Source organism: Metapseudomonas otitidis (assembly GCF_900111835.1).
Lineage (GTDB): Bacteria > Pseudomonadota > Gammaproteobacteria > Pseudomonadales > Pseudomonadaceae > Metapseudomonas > Metapseudomonas otitidis.
This window is the reverse complement of the sequence record NZ_FOJP01000014.1, coordinates 174,120-194,796: the sequence shown is the minus strand read 5'-3', so window position 1 is coordinate 194,796 and position 20,677 is coordinate 174,120. Positions and strand designations below refer to the sequence as shown.

At 68.3% G+C, this 20,677-nt stretch carries 20 protein-coding genes; 4 read left to right on the top strand and 16 right to left on the bottom strand.

Going from position 1 to position 20,677, the window contains the following annotated elements; all coding sequences use genetic code 11:
• Nucleotides 1-3: 3 nt before the first annotated feature.
• The 13 genes from BM198_RS19400 to BM198_RS19340 form a co-directional block, all read right to left on the bottom strand.
• A complete protein-coding gene (locus BM198_RS19400) occupies nt 4-537 on the bottom strand; it encodes a chemotaxis protein CheW (RefSeq protein WP_074971790.1) in 534 nt (177 codons plus the stop codon).
• Nucleotides 538-592: 55 nt separating this feature from the next.
• On the bottom strand, nt 593-2,227 hold the full coding sequence (locus BM198_RS19395) for a methyl-accepting chemotaxis protein (protein WP_074971789.1): 1,635 nt from the start codon (nt 2,225-2,227) through the stop codon (nt 593-595).
• A gap of 29 nt (nt 2,228-2,256) precedes the next feature.
• Nucleotides 2,257-2,775, bottom strand: a complete 519-nt coding sequence (locus BM198_RS19390) for a chemotaxis protein CheW (protein WP_074971788.1) — start codon at nt 2,773-2,775, stop codon at nt 2,257-2,259.
• Between the two features lie 5 nt (nt 2,776-2,780).
• Nucleotides 2,781-4,730, bottom strand: a complete 1,950-nt coding sequence (locus tag BM198_RS19385) for a methyl-accepting chemotaxis protein (RefSeq protein WP_074971787.1) — start codon at nt 4,728-4,730, stop codon at nt 2,781-2,783.
• On the bottom strand, nt 4,727-6,889 hold the full coding sequence (locus BM198_RS19380; RefSeq protein WP_074971786.1) for a chemotaxis protein CheA: 2,163 nt from the start codon (nt 6,887-6,889) through the stop codon (nt 4,727-4,729). The genes BM198_RS19385 and BM198_RS19380 overlap by 4 nt, the downstream gene beginning before the upstream one ends.
• Entirely contained in the window at nt 6,889-7,194 is a 306-nt protein-coding gene (locus tag BM198_RS19375; RefSeq protein ID WP_074971785.1) for an STAS domain-containing protein, read from the bottom strand. Before BM198_RS19375 ends, BM198_RS19380 begins: the two co-directional genes overlap by 1 nt.
• A gap of 13 nt (nt 7,195-7,207) precedes the next feature.
• Entirely contained in the window at nt 7,208-7,576 is a 369-nt protein-coding gene (locus BM198_RS19370; RefSeq protein WP_074971784.1) for a response regulator, read from the bottom strand.
• Between the two features lie 9 nt (nt 7,577-7,585).
• Nucleotides 7,586-8,761 carry a methyl-accepting chemotaxis protein gene (locus BM198_RS19365; RefSeq protein WP_074971783.1) on the bottom strand — a complete coding sequence of 392 codons (1,176 nt, stop codon included), beginning with the start codon at nt 8,759-8,761 and terminating at the stop codon, nt 7,586-7,588.
• Between the two features lie 193 nt (nt 8,762-8,954).
• Nucleotides 8,955-9,584, bottom strand: coding sequence for a response regulator (locus tag BM198_RS19360; RefSeq protein WP_074971782.1), 630 nt, complete (start codon nt 9,582-9,584; stop codon nt 8,955-8,957).
• Entirely contained in the window at nt 9,581-11,404 is a 1,824-nt protein-coding gene (locus BM198_RS19355) for a PAS domain-containing protein (RefSeq protein WP_074971781.1), read from the bottom strand. Before BM198_RS19355 ends, BM198_RS19360 begins: the two co-directional genes overlap by 4 nt.
• A gap of 70 nt (nt 11,405-11,474) precedes the next feature.
• Nucleotides 11,475-12,173 (bottom strand): alpha/beta fold hydrolase, encoded by a 699-nt coding sequence (locus BM198_RS19350; RefSeq protein ID WP_074971780.1) that lies wholly within the window; start codon nt 12,171-12,173, stop codon nt 11,475-11,477.
• Between the two features lie 45 nt (nt 12,174-12,218).
• Nucleotides 12,219-12,971 (bottom strand): substrate-binding periplasmic protein, encoded by a 753-nt coding sequence (locus tag BM198_RS19345; RefSeq protein ID WP_044404593.1) that lies wholly within the window; start codon nt 12,969-12,971, stop codon nt 12,219-12,221.
• Between the two features lie 123 nt (nt 12,972-13,094).
• Nucleotides 13,095-13,982 (bottom strand): LysR family transcriptional regulator, encoded by an 888-nt coding sequence (locus tag BM198_RS19340; RefSeq protein ID WP_074971779.1) that lies wholly within the window; start codon nt 13,980-13,982, stop codon nt 13,095-13,097.
• Between the two features lie 91 nt (nt 13,983-14,073).
• Between BM198_RS19340 and BM198_RS19335 the strand changes: the two genes are divergently transcribed.
• Both BM198_RS19335 and BM198_RS19330 read left to right on the top strand, forming a co-directional pair.
• A complete protein-coding gene (locus tag BM198_RS19335; protein ID WP_074971778.1) occupies nt 14,074-14,853 on the top strand; it encodes an SDR family NAD(P)-dependent oxidoreductase in 780 nt (259 codons plus the stop codon).
• 10 nt (nt 14,854-14,863) lie between these two features.
• Entirely contained in the window at nt 14,864-15,616 is a 753-nt protein-coding gene (locus tag BM198_RS19330; RefSeq protein ID WP_074971777.1) for an SDR family NAD(P)-dependent oxidoreductase, read from the top strand.
• Between the two features lie 33 nt (nt 15,617-15,649).
• Here BM198_RS19330 and BM198_RS19325 read toward each other — a convergent pair whose 3' ends face one another.
• Both BM198_RS19325 and BM198_RS19320 read right to left on the bottom strand, forming a co-directional pair.
• Nucleotides 15,650-16,594, bottom strand: coding sequence for a PDR/VanB family oxidoreductase (locus tag BM198_RS19325; RefSeq protein ID WP_074971776.1), 945 nt, complete (start codon nt 16,592-16,594; stop codon nt 15,650-15,652).
• On the bottom strand, nt 16,594-17,652 hold the full coding sequence (locus tag BM198_RS19320) for an aromatic ring-hydroxylating dioxygenase subunit alpha (protein ID WP_074971823.1): 1,059 nt from the start codon (nt 17,650-17,652) through the stop codon (nt 16,594-16,596). Before BM198_RS19320 ends, BM198_RS19325 begins: the two co-directional genes overlap by 1 nt.
• 202 nt (nt 17,653-17,854) lie before the next feature.
• Between BM198_RS19320 and BM198_RS19315 the strand changes: the two genes are divergently transcribed.
• Nucleotides 17,855-18,562: a GntR family transcriptional regulator gene (locus BM198_RS19315; protein ID WP_074971775.1), complete on the top strand. Its 708-nt coding sequence runs from the start codon at nt 17,855-17,857 to the stop codon at nt 18,560-18,562.
• Between the two features lie 6 nt (nt 18,563-18,568).
• On the opposite strand, the gene BM198_RS19310 is transcribed toward BM198_RS19315, so the two are convergent.
• A complete protein-coding gene (locus BM198_RS19310) occupies nt 18,569-19,192 on the bottom strand; it encodes a TetR/AcrR family transcriptional regulator (RefSeq protein ID WP_074971774.1) in 624 nt (207 codons plus the stop codon).
• Nucleotides 19,193-19,428: 236 nt separating this feature from the next.
• Between BM198_RS19310 and BM198_RS19305 the strand changes: the two genes are divergently transcribed.
• The gene (locus BM198_RS19305) at nt 19,429-20,604 is read left to right on the top strand and encodes a serine hydrolase domain-containing protein (protein ID WP_244165716.1); all 1,176 of its coding nucleotides are present in this window, start codon (nt 19,429-19,431) and stop codon (nt 20,602-20,604) included.
• The last annotated feature ends 73 nt before the right edge of the window (nt 20,605-20,677 follow it).

Genomic DNA, 20,677 nt, shown 5'->3' with positions numbered 1-20,677 from the left:
TGTTCAGGCCGACTGTTGCAGGTCACTGGCGTTGCCGACGTCGGCCAGGCGTTGCAGATCATCCAGGGACAGCGCCTGGCCGATGTTCAACAGCACCACCAGGTGCCCGTCGAGCTTGGCCATGCCGTGGATGAAATCGGTGCGGATGCGGGCACCGAAGCGGGGGGCCGGCTCGATGTCCTGGGCGGCGATCTCGATCACGGCGTTAACCGCTTCGACGACGATGCCCATCACCTGGCGCAGCTCATCACGCTCCACTTCCAGGATGACGATGCAGCTGCGGCGGCCGATGACGGTCTGCCCGGCGCCGAAGCGCTGGCGCAGGTCCATGATCGGGACGACCCCACCGCGCAGGTTGATCACCCCCAGCACGCAGGACGGCATCATCGGCACCGGGGTCAGGTGGCCGTACTCGATGATCTCGCGGACGCTGCGGGTGCCGACGGCGAACACTTCGTCGGCCAGGGTGAAGGTCAGGTACTGCTGGGGCGCATCCGGCTGGGTAGCGTCGCCGGGGCGGCTGAAGAAGCTGGACATGCTTCGCTCCTGGGGGCACCGGTGGGTGCCCCGGTCACGGTATCGAGAGGTCGGGTCAGTGCTGGAAGCGGACGAAGCCAGCCGGTACCGCGTCGTCGAAGTCACTGTCGCTTTCGTCAACGACCGGGCGGGAGACCTTGCGCGCTGCGCTCGCCTTGCCCTTGGCACCGACATCACGGCCGCCCTTGCCACCGTTGTTGACCTTGAAGAAGTCCATCAGCTGTTGCAGCTGCTCGGCCTGGCCGCTCATTTCCTCGGCGGTGGCGGCCAGCTCCTCGGCGGAGGAGGCGGACTGCTGGGTGATCTCGCTGAGCTGGCTCATCGCCGTGTTGATCTGGCTGACGCCGGTGGTCTGCTCTTCCGAGGCGGCGGCGATCTCCTGCACCAGGTCGGAGGTCTTGGCGATGGAGGGCACCATCTGGTCCAGCAGGGTGCCGGCGCGTTCGGCCAGGGAGACGCTGCTCTTGGCCACTTCGCTGATCTCCTGGGCAGCCACCTGGCTGCGCTCGGCCAGCTTGCGCACCTCGGCGGCCACTACCGCGAAGCCCTTGCCGTGTTCACCGGCCCGTGCGGCCTCGATGGCGGCGTTGAGTGCCAGCAGGTTGGTCTGGTAGGCGATGTCGTCGACGATGCTGATCTTCTCGGCGATGGTCTTCATGGCCGACACGGTGTCGCGCACGGCCTGGCCACCTTCGTTGGCCTCGCGGGCGGCCTTGCCGGCCATGCCGTCGGTGACCTTGGCGTTCTCGGTGTTCTGCGCGATGGAGGCGGACATCTGCTCCATCGAGGCACTGGTTTCTTCCACCGAAGCCGCTTGTTCCGAGGCGCCCTGGCTCATGCTCTGGGCGGTGGCGGAGATTTCCTCCGAGGCGCTGCTGAGGGAGTCGGCGTTGCTGCGCACCTCACCGATGATCTGGCCGAGTTTCTCCACCATGGTCTTGATGGCAGCCAGCATGCTGCTGGTATCGCCAGGCTTGGTGTCCACGGTGGTGGTCAGGTCGCCGGCGGCGATGCGGCTGACCACATCGGCGGCGTAGGCCGGTTCACCACCCAGTTGGCGCAGCAGGTTGCGGGTGATCAGGCCGCCTATCAGCCCGATCACGATCAGGGTGATGACGGACACGGTGATGGAGATCAGCGTGGCCTGCTGGCGAGTGGCCTCGGCGCTGAGACCCGCGTCATTGGCCATCTTCACGTTGTAGTCACGGTGCTTGTTCAGTGTGTCTCGCAGCGGATTGATGACGTTCAGGGTCAGGTGGATCATCCCGTCACGGGCTTGCTCGTTCTGGTTGGTACGCGACAGCACCAGGACCGCCTCGGCGCCTTGCAGGAACTCGCTGATGCCCTTGCGATCAGCGTCCAGCAGTTGCCGGTCCTCATCATCGGCGAGCAACTTGGCGTAGTCGTCGATGGCAACCTGGATGTCATCGCGGTTGGTTTTGATGGTGGCGTCGATCTCCCCCATGGTCTTGTCGTCAGTGGTGAGGATGTGGGTGTAGACCAGCTGGATCTGGGTGTTGACCGCATTGCGCAGCTTGTTCAAGGCCACGATGCTCGGGACCGAGTTGACGTTGGCGAAGTTGGCTGCGGTGTAGACCTGGTTCATCTGCTGGTAGGCGATCCCGGAGAGCAGGATGATGCCGAGCAGGGCGGACATCACCAGGAGGATCATTTTTTTGCTGATGGTCATTTTCAGGACTCCTGTGCGCGTCTGCGCAATCAGACGAGGGACAGTCGGGGGGTGTTGCGCTGGCCGGCCAGGGCGGCGATCTGGTCGACGTTCAGCACCTGCTCCATGCGCAGCAGGGTGAGAAAGCGTTCGTCCACACGGGCGAGGTCTTCGATGTATTCCGGGGGTACGCGGCTGCCGAAGGCCGGGGCCTGGCGCAGGGCGGGCGGCTCGATCTCGGCGACGGCGGTGACGGCATCCACCAGGGCGCCCATCAACTGGGCCTCCTCGCCGTCCTGCAGCTCGATGATGACGATGCAGGTGCGCGGGCCCAGCTCGGTGCTGCCGAGGCCGAAGCGCTCGGCGAGGTCGATGATCGGCACCACGGCGCCGCGCAGGTTGATCACCCCACGCACCAGCGGCGGCATCATCGGCACCTGGGTGATGGCGTGGAATTCGAGGATCTCCCGCACGTAGCGGGTGGCGACACCGAACAGGTCACGGCCGACCCGGAAGGTCAGGTACTGGCGTTGTTCTTCGCCTGATTGCAATGCGAGGTCGAGGTTCATGGTGTTCAGCTCCTGAAGCGGATGAAACCGCCTTCCTGTTCATCACCCTGGAGCGACGAGTTGCTGCGGTGAGAAGGCGATACCGAGTACGAAGACCGGGAAGCGCTGGCTGATCCATTTGAAGTGTTCAACTGGAAGAACCGCATCAGGTCCTGCAGGTTGGTGGACTGCACGGTCATCTCTTCGGAGGTGGCTGCAAGCTGTTCCGAGGCGGCGGCGTTCTGCTGGGTGATGTCACTGAGCTGTGTCATGGCGTCACTGATCTGGTTGACGCCAGTGGTTTGCTCTTCCGAGGCAGCAGAGATTTCCTGGACCAAGTCGGAGGTCTTGGTGATCGAGGGCAGCATCTGGTCGAGCAGGGTGCCGGCGCGTTCGGCCAGGGAGACGCTGCTCTTGGCCACTTCGCTGATCTCCTGGGCGGCCACCTGGCTGCGTTCGGCCAGCTTGCGCACCTCGGCGGCGACCACCGCGAAGCCTTTGCCGTGTTCGCCTGCTCGGGCAGCCTCGATGGCGGCGTTGAGGGCCAGCAGGTTGGTCTGGTAGGCGATGTCGTCGACGATGCTGATCTTGTCGGCGATGGTCTTCATGGCTGACACGGTGTCGCGTACGGCCTGGCCACCTTCGTTGGCTTCCCGAGCAGCCTTGCCGGCCATGCCGTCGGTGATCTTGGCGTTCTCGGTGTTCTGGCTGATGGAGGCGGACATCTGTTCCATGGCGGCGCTGGTCTCTTCCACCGAGGCGGCCTGGCTGGAAGCGGCTTGGCTCAGGTTCTGTGCCGTAGCGGAGATTTCTTCAGCGGCGCTGCTGAGCATGCTGGTGGACTGGTGTACCTGGCCGATCACGTCGGCGAGCTTGCGCACCGTGGTATTGAGTGACTGCTGCAGTTCGTCGAGGTGACCGTTGTAGCGTCCGCTCATGGTGCGGGTCAGGTCGCCATCGGCCAGCCCCTCGATGACGCTCATGGCTTCACGCAGTGGGGCAATGATGGCCTCCAGTGTGTCGTTGATACCGTTGACGATGCGGCGGAAGTCCCCCTGGTGCCGGCCGGCGTCGGCACGCACATCGAGGCGGCCGTCCAGGGCGGCCTGGCTGAGCATCTGGGTGTCTTCGATCAGCGCCCGGATGTTGCCGCGCAGGGTCTCGATGGTGTCGTTGATGAAGGCTTTCTTGCCCGGGAACTGCTCCAGCGGTGCGGTGAGGTCGCCTTCGCCGAAGGACTTGACGCAGGCCATGGCCTTCTTCTTCACGCTGATATGCCCGGCGACCATCGCGTTGATACCGCGGGCGATCTCGGCGTAACTGCCCTGGAAGCGTGCAGCGTCGATCACCACATCGATGTCACCCTTGTCGTGCTCGTCGGACATGTGGCGCATTTCGCTCATCAGGCCGGTGATGTTGCGGCGCAAGGTCTCGATGTTGTCGTTGATGAAGGCCTTCTTGCCGGGGAAGGATTCCAAAGGAGCGCTCAGGTCGCCTTCGGCGATGGAGCGGACGCAGGCCATGGCCTTCTTCTTCACCTCGATGTGGCTGGCCACCAGTGCATTGATGCCTTGGGAAACCTCACCGTAGAGGCCGGGAAGCCGGGTGTTCAGGATGACGTCGATATCCCCGCGTGCATGCTCGTCGCAGACGTGCCGGAGGTCCTGGGCAAGCCCATCAATCTGGGTTCCGATCTGGTGCAGGTGGTCGCGCAGAGATCCGCTGGTGGCTGGACTAGCGGGTCTTGCAATGGTCTCTCCGCGTGACAGCTGCTCGGCGAGTGCCAGCAAAGCCTGGGGTTCGTCACCCAGCTTGCGAGCCAGTGTGCCGTGCAGATACAGCCCCTGAACGCCTACGGCAACGGCTGCCAGAATGGCCAGCGGCACAGCGGTGCTGGAGGCCAGGCCCGAAGCCAGGGCGAGTAACGCGAGTACGGCGGTTGTGGTCAGGGCCAGGATGCGGAGAGAGAGGTTCATTGCAGGGCACTCCTCGGTTGGTTGGGCTGGCTGGCGCCGGGGCGGCCAGGCTGCGCGAACTGGGCGAGCAGGCCGGGGATGTCGAGGATCAGCGCCACCGCGCCGCTGCCGAGGATGGTGAAGCCGGACAGCGACGGGACCTGGCCGAATACCTTGCCGAGGGGCTTGATGACGGTCTGGAACTCGCCGTGGAGCTGGTCCACCACCAGGCCGGCGCGGACCCCGGCGTAGCTGACCACCACCACGTTCTCCCGGCGGGGCCGCAGGCTGGCTTCCTCGAACAGGTTGCGCAGGCGGATGAAGGGCAGCACGTCGCCGCGCAGGTCCAGCTGGTCGAGGTCGTCCAGCTCGCTGCTGGGCAGCTCGATGCATTCCTCCACCATGTCCAGGGGCACCACGTAGCTGGAGCTGCCGACGCCGATCAGGAAGCCGTCGATGATGGCCAGGGTCAGCGGCAGGCGGATGCGTACGCAGGTGCCGGCGCCCAGTTGGCTGTCCAGCTCCACCGTGCCGCGCAGGGCGGTGATGTTGCGCTTGACCACGTCCATGCCGACGCCGCGGCCGGAGAGGTTGCTGATCTGGTCGGCGGTGGAGAAGCCGGGCTCGAAGATCAGGTTGAAGGTGTCCTTGTCCGAGAGCTGCTGGCCTTCGGTGATCAGGCCGCGCTGCACGGCCTTGGCGATGATCTTCTGCGGGTTGAGGCCGCCGCCGTCGTCGCTTACTTCGATGACGATGCCGCCGGCCTCGTGGTACGCGTTCAGGCGCACCACGCCCTGCAGGGGCTTGCCGCTGGCGCGACGTTGCTCGGCCGGCTCGATACCGTGGTCCATGGCGTTACGCACCAGGTGGGTGAGGGGGTCGCCGATCTTCTCCACCACCGTCTTGTCCAGCTCGGTGTCACCGCCGCTGATGTGCAGGACGATGTCCTTGCCCAGCTCCTTGGAGACGTCGCGCACCACCCGCTGGAAGCGGTTGAAGGTGGCGCCGATCTGCACCATGCGCAGGGTCAGGGCGGAGTCGCGGACTTCCTCCACCAGGCGCGAGAGGGTCTCGGCGGACTCGCTCATGTTCACCAGGCCGCAGCCCTGGGCGAGCATGCGGGTGTTGGCGCCGGCGATGATCAGCTCGCCCACCAGGTTGATCAGCTGGTCCAGCTTGCCGGCGTCGACGCGGATCAGGTTGGCGTCGCCGCTGGCGCGGGCGGTTTCCTTGAGGGCCTTGCCGACGGCGGCGGTCTCGCCCGGTTCGGAGGCGGCGGCCGGTGCCTCGGGGCTGGAGGCGGCCTGGGCGTCATTGGCCGGTGGGGCATCGAGGCTGGCCAGTTCGGCTTCGCTCAGGGTGCCGCAACGCAGCAGGCGCTGGCGCTGGGCCTCGCCTTCATCGGTCTGCTCGGCCAGCAGTTCGGCGTAGCGGGCGAGGGGCGCGCCGGGCGGCAGGATGCGGATGCGGCCCTCTGCGCGGACGAAGTCGAAGGCGCCTTCGAGCACCGCCTGGTCAGCCTCGGTGGTGAAGGCCACTTCCAGGCCCAGGTAGCAGGCTTCGGGATCGAGGGCCTCGAAGCTGGGCAGGTGGTCGAGCACCGGTTCGATGTGCAGCAGGTCGCCGAAGGTGACGAGGTAGCGCAGGAAGGACACCGGGTCCATGCCGTCGCGCAGGCTGTCGGCACCGAAGCGCAGGGACAGGTGCCAGTGCTGGCTGGCGACGCCATCGTGGGGGGCGGCTGCGCATTCGGAAGGCGTTTCGGCGGTGGCGGCCGGGGTGCTGTTCAGGTACTGGCTGAGGCGTTGCACCAGTTCGGCTTCGTGGATGCCCATCACTTCCGGCAGCTCGGCCAGGTCGCGGCCCTCGGCGAGGTGGTTGACCAGGCCGGCCAGGTGGTCGCCCACCAGCAGCATCAAGGCACTGAGGTCGGCGCTGAACGGCAGTTCGCCGGCGCGGACGCGGTCCAGCACGCTCTCGGCCACGTGGGTGAAGGCGACGATGGAGTCGAAGCCGAACAGCCCGGAGGAGCCCTTGATGGTGTGGGCGGCGCGGAAGATGGCGTTGATCAGTTCGGGATCTTCCGGGGATTGCTCGATCTGCAGCAGGGCGTCTTCCATCTGCTGCAGCAGTTCCCGGCTTTCGGCGATGAAGGTGCCGATCACGCTGTCGAGGTTCATCAGTGCAGCCCTCCGATGGGGAGCAGTTCACGCAGGCCGCTCAGTTGCAGGATCTCGGTCATGGCCGGGCTGGCCCCTTCGAGGCTGAGGTTGACGTGTTGGCGCCGAGCCTCCTGGCAGGCTGCCAGCAGCAGCTGCAGGCCGGCGCAATCCACTTCCTCGATGGCGCTGAGGTCCAGGTGCAGGGCCACGGCGCCTTGCAGGGCGTTGGCCAGCAGCAGCTTGGTGTCGGCGGCGGTGTAGATGGTCAGCGCGCTGTCCAGGGCCAGGCGGCGGCTGCCATCGGGGGATTCCAGGGTGCTCATGACAGTCTCCCGATCACGGCAGGATCAGCTTGGAAACGGCCGTCAGCATCTGGGCCGGCTGGAAGGGCTTGACCACCCAGGCCTTGGCCCCGGCGGCCTGGCCTTCGGACTTCATGGCGTCGCCGGCCTCGGTGGTGAGCATGATCACGGGGGTGAACTTGTAGGCCGCCAGTTGCTTGACGTTCCTCAGGAAGGTGAGGCCGTCCATGTTCGGCATGTTCACGTCGCTGATGATCAGGTGGACCTTGCGGCCGTCCAGCTTGGTCAGCGCGTCCTTGCCGTCGACGCCTTCGAGCACGTCGTAGCCGGCGTTTTTCAAGGTCATGCCCACCACCTGGCGGATGGAGGCGGAGTCGTCGACGATGAGAATGGTCTTGGCCATGATCTGTCCTCAGAAGAAGGTGATGTCGGAAGCGGAGTCGCTGGCGCCACTGGCGGTGCTTTGGCTGCTCTTGCGGCCTTGGTGGATGGCGTGCTGTTCGGGGGTGGTGTAGGTGCGGGAGAGCTCGTCGAGCCAGGAGCGGGCGTCCACGTGGCGGGCGTCGTCCTCCTCCAGGTGCTGGGCCAGGCGGCTGATGTCGTCGCGCATGTGGCCGAGCATCTGGCTGACCCGGTCCTGGAACTGCAGGGCCACCAGCACCTCGGAGATTTCCTCGCCGACCACGGCGTTGTCGTTGCGCAGGGCGTTGCCCTGTTCCACCAGGCGGGTGGCGCCGGAGCGGAACTGGGCGATCACCTGGCGGATCACCTGGCTGGCGTTCTCCAGGGTTCCGGCATCGCGGGTGGCGTGTTCGTTGGAGACCTGCAGGGTGCGCTCGATGGCGCCACTGACGGTCTCTATGGTGTCGCCGATGCGCTTGCCGGTTTCCTCGGAGAGGGTGGAGAGCTTGCGCACTTCGTCGGCGACCACGGCGAAGCCGCGTCCGGCTTCACCGGCGCGGGCGGCTTCGATGGCGGCGTTGAGGGCCAGCAGGTTGGTCTGCTTGGCCACGTCGCCCACTTCCTTGGCCATGGTGCGCAGCTGGGCGGTGTAGCTGTTCAGCCGCTCCACCTCCTGCAGCAGGCTCTCCTTGCTGGAGAGCGCCAGGCGCAGCTGGCTGACGATGTCTTCCAGCTCCACTTCGCTCTGGGCCAGCAGGGTGACCAGGGCATCGCTGTCGGCCTGCATGCCGCTGGAGACGGCGTCGCTGATGCGGCCGGCGAGGCGGGCGAAGCGCTCGGCGAGGGCTTCGATGGCGGTCTGGGTCTGGTGGCGGGCGGATTCGATCTGGGCCGACCAGATGGGGGCGATGCGGGTGCACAGCTCCGGCAGCCCCTGTACATGGCGCTCGGCCTCCTGGCGGGCACCTTCGGCCAGGGCCTCGTCATGGGTGCGGTGCAGGGCCTGCTGGTGGGCGCCGTCACGCTGGGCGATGACGACCCACAGCAGCAGCGTGGGCGCCACGGCCGCCAGGGCCCAGGCCGGGGAGGGGAACTGGCTGGCCGTCCAGAACAGCACCGCGCAACCGGCACCGCAGAGTGCGATGGGCAGCCAGGGGACGCTGGAAGTAGGGTTCGGGCTCGTCACGGTCGCGCTCCTTGAGGACACTCGACCCGCAGCGGCAATGCGTTGCGGGGTTGTGTCCAGCATGGGCGCGGGGCGTGATCGGCCCTATCGTCCTATCCCGGTGATGGCCTCGGGACATCCTGCTTTTTTGTAGGGATTTCCCGAGGGGCCGCGTGATGGCGGGCCGTCGGATGTGGCGGGGCAGACGGCCCGGTCAGGCCGTCAGGCCGTGGGTCATGGCGTACTTGATGATGTCGGCGTTGCAGGTGAAGCCCATCTTCTCCATCAGCCGGGTCTTGTGGGTGCTGACGGTCTTGTTGCTGATCACCAGCTGGTCGGCGATCTGGTTGACGCTGAGGCCCTGGGCCAGCAGGCGGAGGATCTGGAACTCGCGGTCGGAGAGCTGAGCGGCCGCGTCGTCCGTGGGGCTGCTGCTGGCGAAGGCGAGCTGCTCGGCGATGCGCGGGTCGAGGTAGCGGCCGCCGCTGGCCACCCGGTGGATGGCAGCCAGCAGGGTTTCCGGGTTGTGGTCCTTGGTCAGGTAGCCGCTGGCCCCGGCACGCAGGGCGCGTTGGGCGATCTGCGCCTCGTTGTGCATGCTCAGCACCAGGATCGGCAGGCGCGGGTAGCGGCCGTGCACGCGGCTGATCAGGTCCTCGCCGCTGAGCCCGGGCATGCTCATGTCCAGCAGCAGCAGGTCGAATTCCTCCGCCCGCAGCTGCTCCAGCACCTGGGCGCCGTTCTCCGCTTCGGCTGCCACCTGCAGGCGGGCGTCGAACTCGATCAGCTGCTTGAGGCCGCCGCGCATGATGGCGTGGTCGTCGGCAATGAGGATGCGGGTCATGGGGACTCCGAAGGCTCGTTGACGGGGAAGGTGGCCTGCACCGTGGTGCCCTGGCCCGGGTGGCTGAAGATCACCACCTCGCCGCCCAGGCTGGTGCCGCGCTCGCGCATGCCGGCCAGGCCCAGGGAGCGCTTGCCGACCTTGGTCGGGTCGAAGCCGTGGCCGTTGTCGGTGATGTCCAGCACGTAGCGGTCGTCGAGCCGCTCCAGGCTGATCACCGCGCGGCTGGCGCCGGAATGGCGGGCGATGTTGGTCAGCGCCTCCTGGACGATGCGGAAGGCGGTGGTGGCCTGGCTGTCGTCCAGCGCCGGCGCGCCGCTGTGGGCCACCAGCTCGCAGGCGATCTGCGTGTGGTGGCTGCGGAATTCGTCGATCAGCCATTCCAGTGCGGGGTACAGGCCCATGTTGAGGGCGGCGGGCCGCAGGCTGGTGGCGATGGAGCGAACCACGCCGATGGTGCGGTCGCACAGGGCCATGAGCCGCTCCACGCCCTCGCCGAGCCCCGGTGCCTGCTCGCCGTGCCGCAGGCGCAGCAGGGAGATGCCCATGCGCAGGGCGGTGAGGTGCTGGCCGAGTTCGTCGTGGATTTCCCGGGCGATCAGCTTGCGCTCCTCCTCGCGGGCGCTTTCCCGGCGGCTGGACAGCTCGCGCAGCTGGCGGTTGCTGGCCGCCAGGCGCCGTTCGGCCTTGCGGATGCCGCTGATGTCGCGGGCCACGGAGATGACGCTGGTCACCTCGCCCTCGGCATTGCGCTCCGGCACCAGTTGCATGAGGTAGTGGATCTGCTGGTCGCTCGGGCCGTCGATGCCGTGGATCAGTTCCTCCTCCATGGACTCGCCGGTGGCGGCCACCTCGCGCACCAGGTCGGCCATGATGTCGACCTGCGAGTTGTCGCCGAAGGCTTCCCGTGCCGGGCGGCCGCGGGCTTCCACCAGGGGCAGGCGGCACAGCGCCTCCAGGGCCGGGTTGGCGTAGATTAGGCGGAAGTCGGGGGTCAGCCGGCCGATGGCGTCGGGGGTGTTCTCGATCAGCGCGCGGAACTGCCGCTCGTTGCGCAGCAGGGCGTCGGCGATGCGCCGCTGCTCGGTGAAGTCGTGGATCAGCGCCAGGCTGTAGGGGCGCTGGTTGTAGTGGAAGTGGCTGAACTGGAGGGTGACGTAGCGCGGCGAGTCCTCGTCGGGCACCTGCAGTTCGCAGCTGAGGATGCGCTGGCTCTCCACTGCCTCCTGCAGGCTCTCGTCGTCGGCCAGCAGGTCCGCCAGCTTGCCGGCCAGCGGCGCGAGGACCTGGGACAGGGACTGGCCCAGCAAGCGGTGGCGTGGCTGCCCGGTGAGGCGGCAGGCCGCCTCGTTGAGGTAGCGGATGTGCCGCTCGCCATCCAGCAGCAGCACCCCGTCGGCGGTGTAGTCCAGGGCGTAGCTCAGCAGGTACATCTGTTCGGCACGCTGGCGATGCCCCAGGGGCAGTTGCAGGCGCACCAGGTAATGGGTGGGCTGGCCATGGTCGTCCTCGACCATGCGCAGGCCCAGGTGCAGCCATTGGGGTGTGGCTGCCGAGGTGGCCAAGCGCACCTCGCCGCACTCCAGGTCCTCATGTTGGCGCTGCGCCCGGTCGAAGGCGCGGAGGACCGCATGGCGGTCGCGCGGGTGCAGCAGGGCGTCCAGTGAGGTGCCGAGCAGGTCGGCTGCGGGTTGCCCGAGCATCTCCACCAGGGCCCGGTTGATGTGCTGGATGCGGCCGTCCAGCCCCAGCAGGGCCAAGCCTACCGAGGACGATTCGAATGCACGGCGATAGATGCTTTCGTCTGCATGGTTGCCCATGAATCCCCCGATCACGTGCGATGCGACCGAAGGAGTATGGATCAGTGGCGAAGTACTGGCAGGTTTTTGCTCAGGCCAGCCATTCCCGCAGCAGCGACAGCGTCTGCTCCGGCGCCTCCAGGGGCGGCAGATGGCCGCACTCGGGGATGACTGCGAGGCGCGAGCCGGGAATGGCGGCGTGCATCAGGCGCGCTTCGGCGGGCGGGGTGATCAGGTCGTCGGCGCCCACCAGGATGAGCGTGGGGAGCGTCAGCTGTGGCAGCAGGTCGAGGGCGTCCTGGCGGTGGATGATCGCCTGTTGCTGGCGGATGAAGCCTTCCCGCCCTACATCGCGGGCCATGGCGCGCACGGTGTCGGCCACTGGGGTGCTCAGGTGGCGGGGGTGGATCAGCCGGCGCAGCAACTGCGGGCTGACACCGACGAAGCGGCCATGGCGCGCCAGCTCCAGCAGGCCCTTGCGGTTGGCGGCGCGCTCGGGGCTGTCCGGGCTGGCCATGGTGTCCACCAGGGCCAGGCGGGTTACCCGCTCCGGCGCCTGGCGGAGGATCTCGAAGGCCACGTAGCCGCCCATGGAGAGGGCGCCCAGGGCGAAGCGCGGCGGGGCCTCGGCCAGTACCCGGCGGGCCATGGCGGGAATGCTGTCGTCACGGGTCAGGTCGGCGACGTGCACCGGCCGCTCCGCGCGCAGGGCATCGGCCTGGTGGGCCCAGAGGCGCGAGTCGTTGAGCAGGCCCGGCAGCAGAAGCAGGGCATCGGGTGAAGGGGTCATGCGGTACTCGATACGGCGGCCCGGCGGGGCCGGGCATCGATGGGTTCAGGGGGTGGGCGGTTCGACGCCTTGTTCGCGGTAGATGGACACCACGTCGCCGTTGCGGCGCATGGCGTCCAGCTCGCGGCCGAGGCGATCGTAGAGCGCTGCGCGGCCGCTGTCATACAGCTTCTGCGAGGCGGCGAAGCGGTTTTCGATGCGGATCGGCTCGCGCAACCCGGCGTAGGCGTAGTCGCGGAAGCGGATGTTCTCGAAGGCGGTGTCGATGGCGGCCTTGTCCAGCACGGCGATGGCGTCGATACGGCCGGCGCGGAACATCCGCACCAGGATGTCGTCGTCCACCGCCGGCTGCTTGTGCAGGGCGGTGTCGGCGTCGAAGCGCGGGAAGTACAGGCTGCTGCGCTTGACGCCGATGCGCAGGGGCGCCAGGTCTTCGTAGCGCTCCACCTGCCGGGTGGGGCGGATGGCGAAGAGGATGTCCTTGTCCTGGGTGCCGATGCTCGGCAGGTAGTGCAGGTAGCGGTCGCGCTCGGGATCGGGCAGCACCCGGGGCACCAGGTCGATGCGGCCTTCGCGCAGGTCCGCCAGGCTGCGGGCGAAGGGCGCGTAGCGCCACTCCAGGTGCAGGCCGGCACGCTCGGCGGCCACTTCCAGCACCTTGACCAGGGGACCGGTAGGGCGCCCGTCGATGCTCCACATTTCGGGCGGGCGGTCGCGCAGGTCCACGCGCAGGGTGTCGGCCCCGGCTAGCGCAAACGCCGGGAACAGCAGGATCAGAAAGGCAGAAAGGAATCGCATGGGAGGTTCTTCTGTTATGGCCCGCGTCCGTCGAGGGGCGTGGATGCCGGAACTGTGGAGCCGAAACCGCAGGGGTGCAACCCGACTCCCGTAGGGGGGGAGACCGCCCTCGGCGGCCCCGGGTCACACCGGGGTGCTGCTGGCCAGTTGCTCGCGCATCAGCGCCAGGTAGCGTCGGGCGCCGAGGCCGGTCGGGTTCGCTTTCAGCCAGACGATGTCCACGCCGATGCGCAGGTGGCTGCTCATGTTGTCGAAGCGCAGCGTTTCCAGCGATCCACCGGCCACCAGCGGCGCCACCAGGGGTTCGGGCAGGTAGGCCCAGCCGACGCCGGCCTGCACCAGCTCCAGCGCCGCCAGGTGGCTGTCGCAGAGCCAGACGCGGTGGGCCAGGACGATCTGCGGGTCCGAGGCCGTGGGCGCGCCGCTGGCGACGATGATCTGCCGCCGCGCGGCCATCTCCCGCTCGTCCAGGGGACCGGGGGCGAAGTCCGGGGCCGCCACGGCCACCAGCACCTGGCTGCCGGCTTCCTGGAAGGCCTCGCGCTCGTCGATGCCCGGCCGTTCGAACACCAGCGCCAGTTGCACTTCGCCGGCATGCAGCAGGCGGATGGCTTCGGCCTGGGGCGCCGAGCGGACTTCCACCTCCAGGGCCGGGAACTCCCGCGCCAGGCTGGCCAGCGGGCGGCTCCAGGGGCCGCTCTGCAGCTCCGGCGCCATGGCCAGGCTGAGCCGGCGCTCCAGCCCCTGGTGCAGTTGCAGGGCATGGGCGTCCAGCAGGTTGAGCTGGCTGGCGGCCTGGCGGGCCTGGGGCTCCAGGGCCAGTGCCGCCGGGGTGGGCAGGGCCTTGCGGGTGGAGCGGTCGAACAGCACCAGGTCCAGCTCCGCCTCCAGCTGCGAGACGGCCATGCTCACCGCCGAGGGCACACGCCCGAGCTGGCGCGCGGCGGCGGAGAAAGAGCCGTGGTCGAGCACGGCGAGGAAGGTGCGCAGGGTGTCGCGGCTGAAGGCCATGGTTGTCAGCTCGGCTGATGACGGTCGTCTTTTTCTATCAGCGAAAGGGGCCTAATTTCCAGCGCCATCACAAACCAGCAGGAGCGAGACCATGACAACCACAGGGTGGCAGGGGCAGGTGGCGCTGATCAGCGGCGCCGGAAGCGAGGCGGGCATCGGCATGGCCATTGCCCGGCGGCTGGGCCAGGCGGGCGCACGCCTGGTGATCACCGCCAGCAGCGAGCGCATCGCCCAGCGGGTGGCCGAGCTGCGCGCCGAGGGGTTCGAGGCGGAAGGCCGCCCGGCGGACCTCACCGACGAGGCCCAGGTGGTGGAACTAGCGAGCTGGGCCGAAGCCCGCTGGGGCCGCATCGACGTCCTCGTCAACAACGCCGGCATGGCCATGCAGGGCAGCCCGGAGCCCTTCGCCGACGTCGCGGAGATGGACCTGGCGACCTGGAACCTGTCCCTGGCGCGCAACCTCACTACCGCCTTCCTGCTCACCCGTGCCGTGCTGCCGGGCATGCAGGCACGGGGCTACGGGCGCATCGTGCAGATCAGCTCCACCACCGGCACCCGTGGCAGCAACCCCGGCGAGGCGGCCTATAGCGCGGCCAAGGCCGCCATGGTGGGGATGAACATGGGGCTGGCGCTGGAAGTGGCGCGCCACGGCATCACCGTCAACAGCGTGGCCCCAGGCTGGATCGCCACTGCCTCCAGCACCGACGAGGAGCGCCATGCCGCTAGCTACGTGCCGGTGGGGCGCGCCGGCCGGCCGGAGGAGGTGGCGGCGGCGGTGGCCTTCCTGGCCTCACCCGAAGCCAGCTACATCACCGGCGAACTGCTGGTGGTGGATGGCGGCAACTGCCTGATCGAAAACAAGGCCCCCTGAGGAGCACTGCATGAACAGCATCGTCATCACCGGCGCCGCCGGAGGCCTGGGGCGCAGCCTGGTGAAGCGCTTCCACCAGGCCGGCTGGAACGTACTGGCCACCGACGTAGACGCCGCCGGCCTGGAGCAGGTGCGCGAGGCGTTCCCCGGGTGCGCCATCGCCGCCGCCGACATCCGTCGCCCGGACAACTGCGAGGCGGTGGTCGCGGCCGCCGTCAGCGCCTTTGGCCGGCTGGACGCGCTGGTCAACGCCGCCGGCATCTGGCGCGAAGGCCCGGTGGAGCACTTCAGCGAGGAAGACTTCGACCTGGTGCTGGGGGTGAACCTCAAGGCCGTGTTCTTCATGTGCAAGGCGGCCATCCCGCACCTGCGCGCCACCCAGGGCAGCATCGTCAACATCTCCAGCGATGCGGGGCGCCAGGGCAACCGCAACGCCGCCGCCTACTGCGCCAGCAAGGGTGGGGTGGCACTGCTGACCAAGACCCTGGCCCTGGACCTGGCGCCGGACGGCGTGCGCTGCAACGCGGTGTCCCCGGGGGACATCGTCACCCCGATGCTGAGTTTCCAGGCCGAGCGCTACGGCAACGGCGACCCCGACGGCTACTACCGCGAGCTGCTGGCCAAGTACCCCCAGGGCGAACAGGCGCGCTTCATCCAGCCGGAGGAAGTGGCCGAGCTGTGCCACTTCCTCTGCCAACCCCTGGCGCGCTCCATCACCGGGGCGGACCTGGCCATCGACTGCGGGCTGTCGGCCGGTAACTGACCCGGGCACCGCCAAGCCGCCCGGGTCGTCCTGCTAGAGGTCCAGTACCAGGCAGGCGCTGCGGGCCCGCGAACAGCAGGGGGTGAACTGGTCGTTGCGGGCCCGCTCCGCGTCGGTGAGGAAGCTGTCGCGGTGCTCGGGTTCGCCGTCCAGCACCCGGGTCAGGCAGGTGCCGCAGATGCCCTGTTCGCAGGCCAGCGGGATGCACACCCCGGCGTCGTCCAGCACCTGGGCGACGCTGCGTTCGGCCGGCACCTGGAGGGTCAGGCCGCTGCGCGCCAGGCGCACCTCGAAGGCGCGCGCCTCGCCGGCAGGCTGCACGGGGGCGGCGAAGTATTCGCGGTGCAGGCGCGTTTCGTCCCAGCCGGCGGTGCGGGCACAGCCCAGCACGTGCTCCATGAAGCCGCCCGGCCCGCACACGTAGAGGTGGGCGTCGCCGGCGTCCCGCAGCAGCGCAGGGGCGTCGAAGGGCGTGGGGCCGTCGTCGGCGTGCAGGTGGACGTGCGCGGCGAAGGTGCTGGCCTCCAGCCAGTCGATGAAGGCCGCAAGCCTGCGCGAGCGCACGCAGTAATGCAGCTCGAATGTGTCGCCCCGGGCCGCCAGCGCCTGGGCCATGGCGAGGATCGGGGTGATGCCGATGCCGCCGGCGAACAGCAGGCTGCGGCTGCTTTCGGCCACAAGGGGGAAGAGGTTGCGCGGTGCGCTGGTGGTCAGGTGCTGGCCGACCCGCAGCTGTTCGTGCACGGCGCGGGAGCTGCCCCGGGACGCCGGGTCCAGCAGCACGGCGAGGCAGTAGCGGTGTGTCTCGCCGGGGGCGTTGCACAGGCTGTAGGGGCGCACCAGGCCGCCGGGCAGGTGCAGGTCCAGGTGCGCGCCGGCCTCGAAGGCGGGCAGGGGCGAACCGTCGGCAGCCACCAGTTCCAGGCCGAGGATGCCCGGCGCCTCCAGGCGCAGGCCACGGATCATCAGGTCGAGCATCAGGCTTGCCTCCCGATCAGCTGGGCCTCGGCGGCGCGTTCGGCGTTGACCAGGCGCTCGATGATGCGCCGGGACTGCACGCCGCCGGCGTCGATGTTGAGCTTGAGCAGGGGCCGCTCGGGCCAGGCCAGCAGGTTGCGCTGCTGCTGTTCGAGCATCTCCAGGTCCTCGGCGAAGATCGCGCCCTGGCCCTCGCGGATGCGCGCGGTCAGTTCGGCGTCCTCGGGGCGGAAACTGCGCGCCATGCCCCAGAAGTACCAGATGGAGGTGTCCGTCTCGGGGGTGATGAAGTCCACCACGATGCTGCTCGCCTTGCAGTCGGCGGGGGCGTCGTAGCCCCCTCGGCCGGCGTGGGCCACGCCGACTTCGATGAGTACATGGCTGGGCGGGGTGAAGCGGCAGATCTGCCAGCGGTCCACCGGCACGTCGTCGGCCAGGCCATTCCCGCGCAGGGCGGCGCGCCAGAAGGGCGGGGCCAGGATGCCTTCCATGAAGCGGCTGGTGATGACGCTGTCGCCTTCCACGCGGGTGGAGACCGGTGCCTCGTCGATCTCCTTCTGGCCGATGCTGGAGGCGTGGACGTAGGTCTCGTGGGTCAGGTCCATGAGGTTGTCGATCATCAGCCGGTAGTCGCAGGCGATGTGGTAGAGCCCGCCACCGTAGGCCCAGGCCGGGTTCTCGGCCCACTCCAGCTGGGGGATCAGGGCCGGGTCGGCGAGGGCGGCGTCACCGGGCCAGACCCAGATGAAGCCGTGGCGCTCCTGGACCGGGAACGCGCGGATGCAGGGAAACGCCTGCACCCGCTGGGCCGGCATGGAGGCGGTACGGCCGTCGCAGTCCATCACCAGGCCGTGGTAGCCGCACACCAGCTTGCCGTCCTGAATGGATCCAAGGGACAGCGGCGCGCCGCGGTGGGGGCAGAAGTCCTCCAGGGCCGCGACACGTTGGCCGGCCCCCCGGTAGATCACCATCCGTTCGTTGCAGATCATGCGGCCCAAGGGCTTGCCGTCGATTTCATCCGGGGTGCAGGCGACGTACCAGGCATTCTTCGGGAACATGGGGCGGTCCTCGTTGTTGTTGTATTGGATCCAATGCTGGCGCTTCGGGCGGGTGGAATCCATGATTTACGGCTGTTTGGATCCAATAACCGTGCGATCAGCGAACGCTGAGACAAGGAACGCCTGCGTCCGGCCTCTGGCAGGGGGCTGGGCGGCTGGCTAGAGTACGGGCCTTCGTGAAATTGGATCCCAAGGGGCGCGCATGAGTGGAGCAGGGCAACGGGTGCTGAACCGCCTGCGGCAGATGATCGTGGACGGCGAGATACCCGCCGGTGAGCGCATCGCCGAGATTCCCACGGCCGAACGCCTGGGGGTGTCGCGCATGCCGGTGCGCATGGCCTTCCGCGCCTTGGAGCAGGAGGGGCTGCTGATTCGCCAGGGCGCACGCGGCTTCGCCGTGCGCCAGGTGACCTTCGACGACCTGGCCGGTGCCGTGGAAGTGCGCGGTGTGCTGGAAGGGCTGGCGGCGCGCCAGGCGGCCGAGCGGGGTCTGTCGGAGGCGGCACGGGCCGTGCTGCTGGCATGCCTGGCCGACGGCGACCGGCTGTTCGAGAAGGGCCACGTGAGCGAAGACGACCTGGCCGAGTACCACGACATCAACAAGCGCTTCCATCAGGTGATCATCGAGGCCAGCGGCAACCCGGCCATCGCCGATGCCCTGGCGCGCAACGAGCACCTGCCCTTCGCCTCGGTCAGCTCCCTGGCGGTGGATCGCAACGACCTCGCCCGTGAGTTCCGCCGCTTCAACTTCGCCCACCTGCAGCACCACACGGTAGTGGACGCGCTGCTGGCCGGGCAGGGCGCCCGGGCCGAGGCGATCATGCGTGAGCACGCCAACGCGACGCTGCGCTATGCCCGCCTGTTCGGTGGCCAGGACGGCCCGGTGGAGGGCCTGAAGATCCTCTCCTGAGGTGACTCAGTCGCGCGGCGGCAGGGCGCGCATGCCGTCGAAGATCAGCTGGGTGGTGCGGCGGACCTGCTCGCGGTGGGCGGCCAGGTCCGGTTCGTCGGTGCTGGTCAGGCGCAGCAACTGCAGGTGGGAGTAGTCGTTGAGCAGGAAGGCGGCCAGCTCCACGTCCAGGTCGGCGCGCAGCCTGCCGCGTTGCTGCAGGGCGCGCAGCACCCCGGCGATTTCCCGTTGCAGGTTGCTGTTCAGCTGGCGGTAGGCCTCCGGCAGGCCGTCGCTGCCGCCGATGAGCACCAGCGGCAGCAGCTCGCGCCACAGCGCCGCCGGCAGCATGGTCAGGGCATAGCCGACGATGCGCTGCTCCAGCTGGCAGAGCACGTCCACCGGCTCGCCGTCCAGCGGCAGTTCGTGGCTGTCGAGGATGGCGCGGCGGTCGGCCTCCTTGAGCATCTCCAGGATGATTTCCTGCTTGCTGCCGAAGTACTTGAACACCGTGGGCACCGAGACGCCGGCCTGGCGTGCGATCTGCTCGACGGTGGTGTTGCCGTACCCCTGGCTCTTGAACAGGGCGACGGCGCTCTCGGCGATGGCCTGGCGGCGCAGTTCCTTCTGACGTTCTCGTAGTCCGCTCACTGAATTCCTCGGCTCGGGTGCATGTGGCGGCGATGATAGACGGAGAGCGTTGATCGGCACAAAAACTTTATTGACTTAAATAAATAATCGGATTAATCATTTCTGGGCATCTGCTCCACACGCAGAGTCACCTGTCCAGGAATGCCGAGATGAGTCACCCCAACGCCCACCCCCTTGTCCCGCTGTATGAGCACGCCCGTCGCCTTGTCCAGGCCGGAGAGCCCGAAACGCCGCTGATGCAGGGCTTCCCCGCCGCACCCGAACAGCGGGTGACCTGGGGCAACTGGATGAGCCCGCCCTACAACCGCTGGGGCTTCCGTTCCCTGGCGCGGCTGCGTCCGAGCATCGATGTGGAGGCGGGCCCCGGCCCGGCCAGCGTGTTCCCGGCGGCCACGCGCAGCCTGGAAGGCCTGCATTTCGAAAGCGTCAGCGGCGCGTCGGTATCGGTGCAGGAGCACCTGCTGGCCAGCCACACCGACGCCTTCCTGGTGCTCAAGGCCGGCGAAGTGGTGTGCGAGCGCTATTTCGGCGGCCAGCGTCCGCAGGACCGCCACATCATGTTCTCGGTCACCAAGTCGCTGATCGGCACGCTCGGCGAGCAACTGGTCAGCGATGGCGTGCTGGACCCGGCCTTGCCGGCCGCCCACTACGTGCCGGAACTCGCCGGCAGTGCCTTCGGCGATGCCAGTGTGCGCCAGCTGTTCGACATGGCCGTGGGCATCGACTACAGCGAGGTCTACGACGACCCCGACTCGGAAAGCTCCCAGTACGGCTACGCCTGTGGCTTCCAACCGGCGCCCGCGGCCTACGCGCGCTACGCCTCGCTCTACGAGTACCTGCCGTCGCTGCAGAAGAAGGGCGAGCACGGCGGCTTCTTCCACTACGTCACCGCCACCACCGAGGCCCTGGCCTGGGTGATGGAGCGCGCCAGCGGCGAGAGTTGCCCGGCGATGCTGCAACGGGTCTGGCAGGAGCTGGGCTGCGAGCGTGATGGCTACTTCATGGCCGACCCCTGGGGGCGGGGCGTGGCCGGTGCCGGCTTCAGCGCCACCCTGCGTGACATGGGGCGCTTCGGCCTGCTGCTGGCCAATGGTGGACGCCACCAGGGCCGCCAGCTGCTGGGCGCGGACACCATCGAGCGCATCGCCGCCGGCGCCGATCCGGCGATCTACGCGGCCAACGCCGACTTCTCCGAGTGGACCCCCGGCGCCTCGTACCGCAGCCAGTGGTACGTGTTCAACGACCACAGCCTGGCGCTCATGGCCGGCGGCATCCATGGCCAGTACCTGTTCATCGACTGGCCGTCGCGGGTGGTGATCGTCAAGCAGTCCTCGTTGCCCGAGGCCGTCACCGACCTCGACGCCGACAGCGTCCGCATGCTGAGGGCCATCGCCGCACACCTGAAGGCCTGACCTGATTCCAACACGGAACACCGATTCCGGATTCGCCCGCCCCGGCGGGCGTTCGGCGGCCCAGCCGCCTACT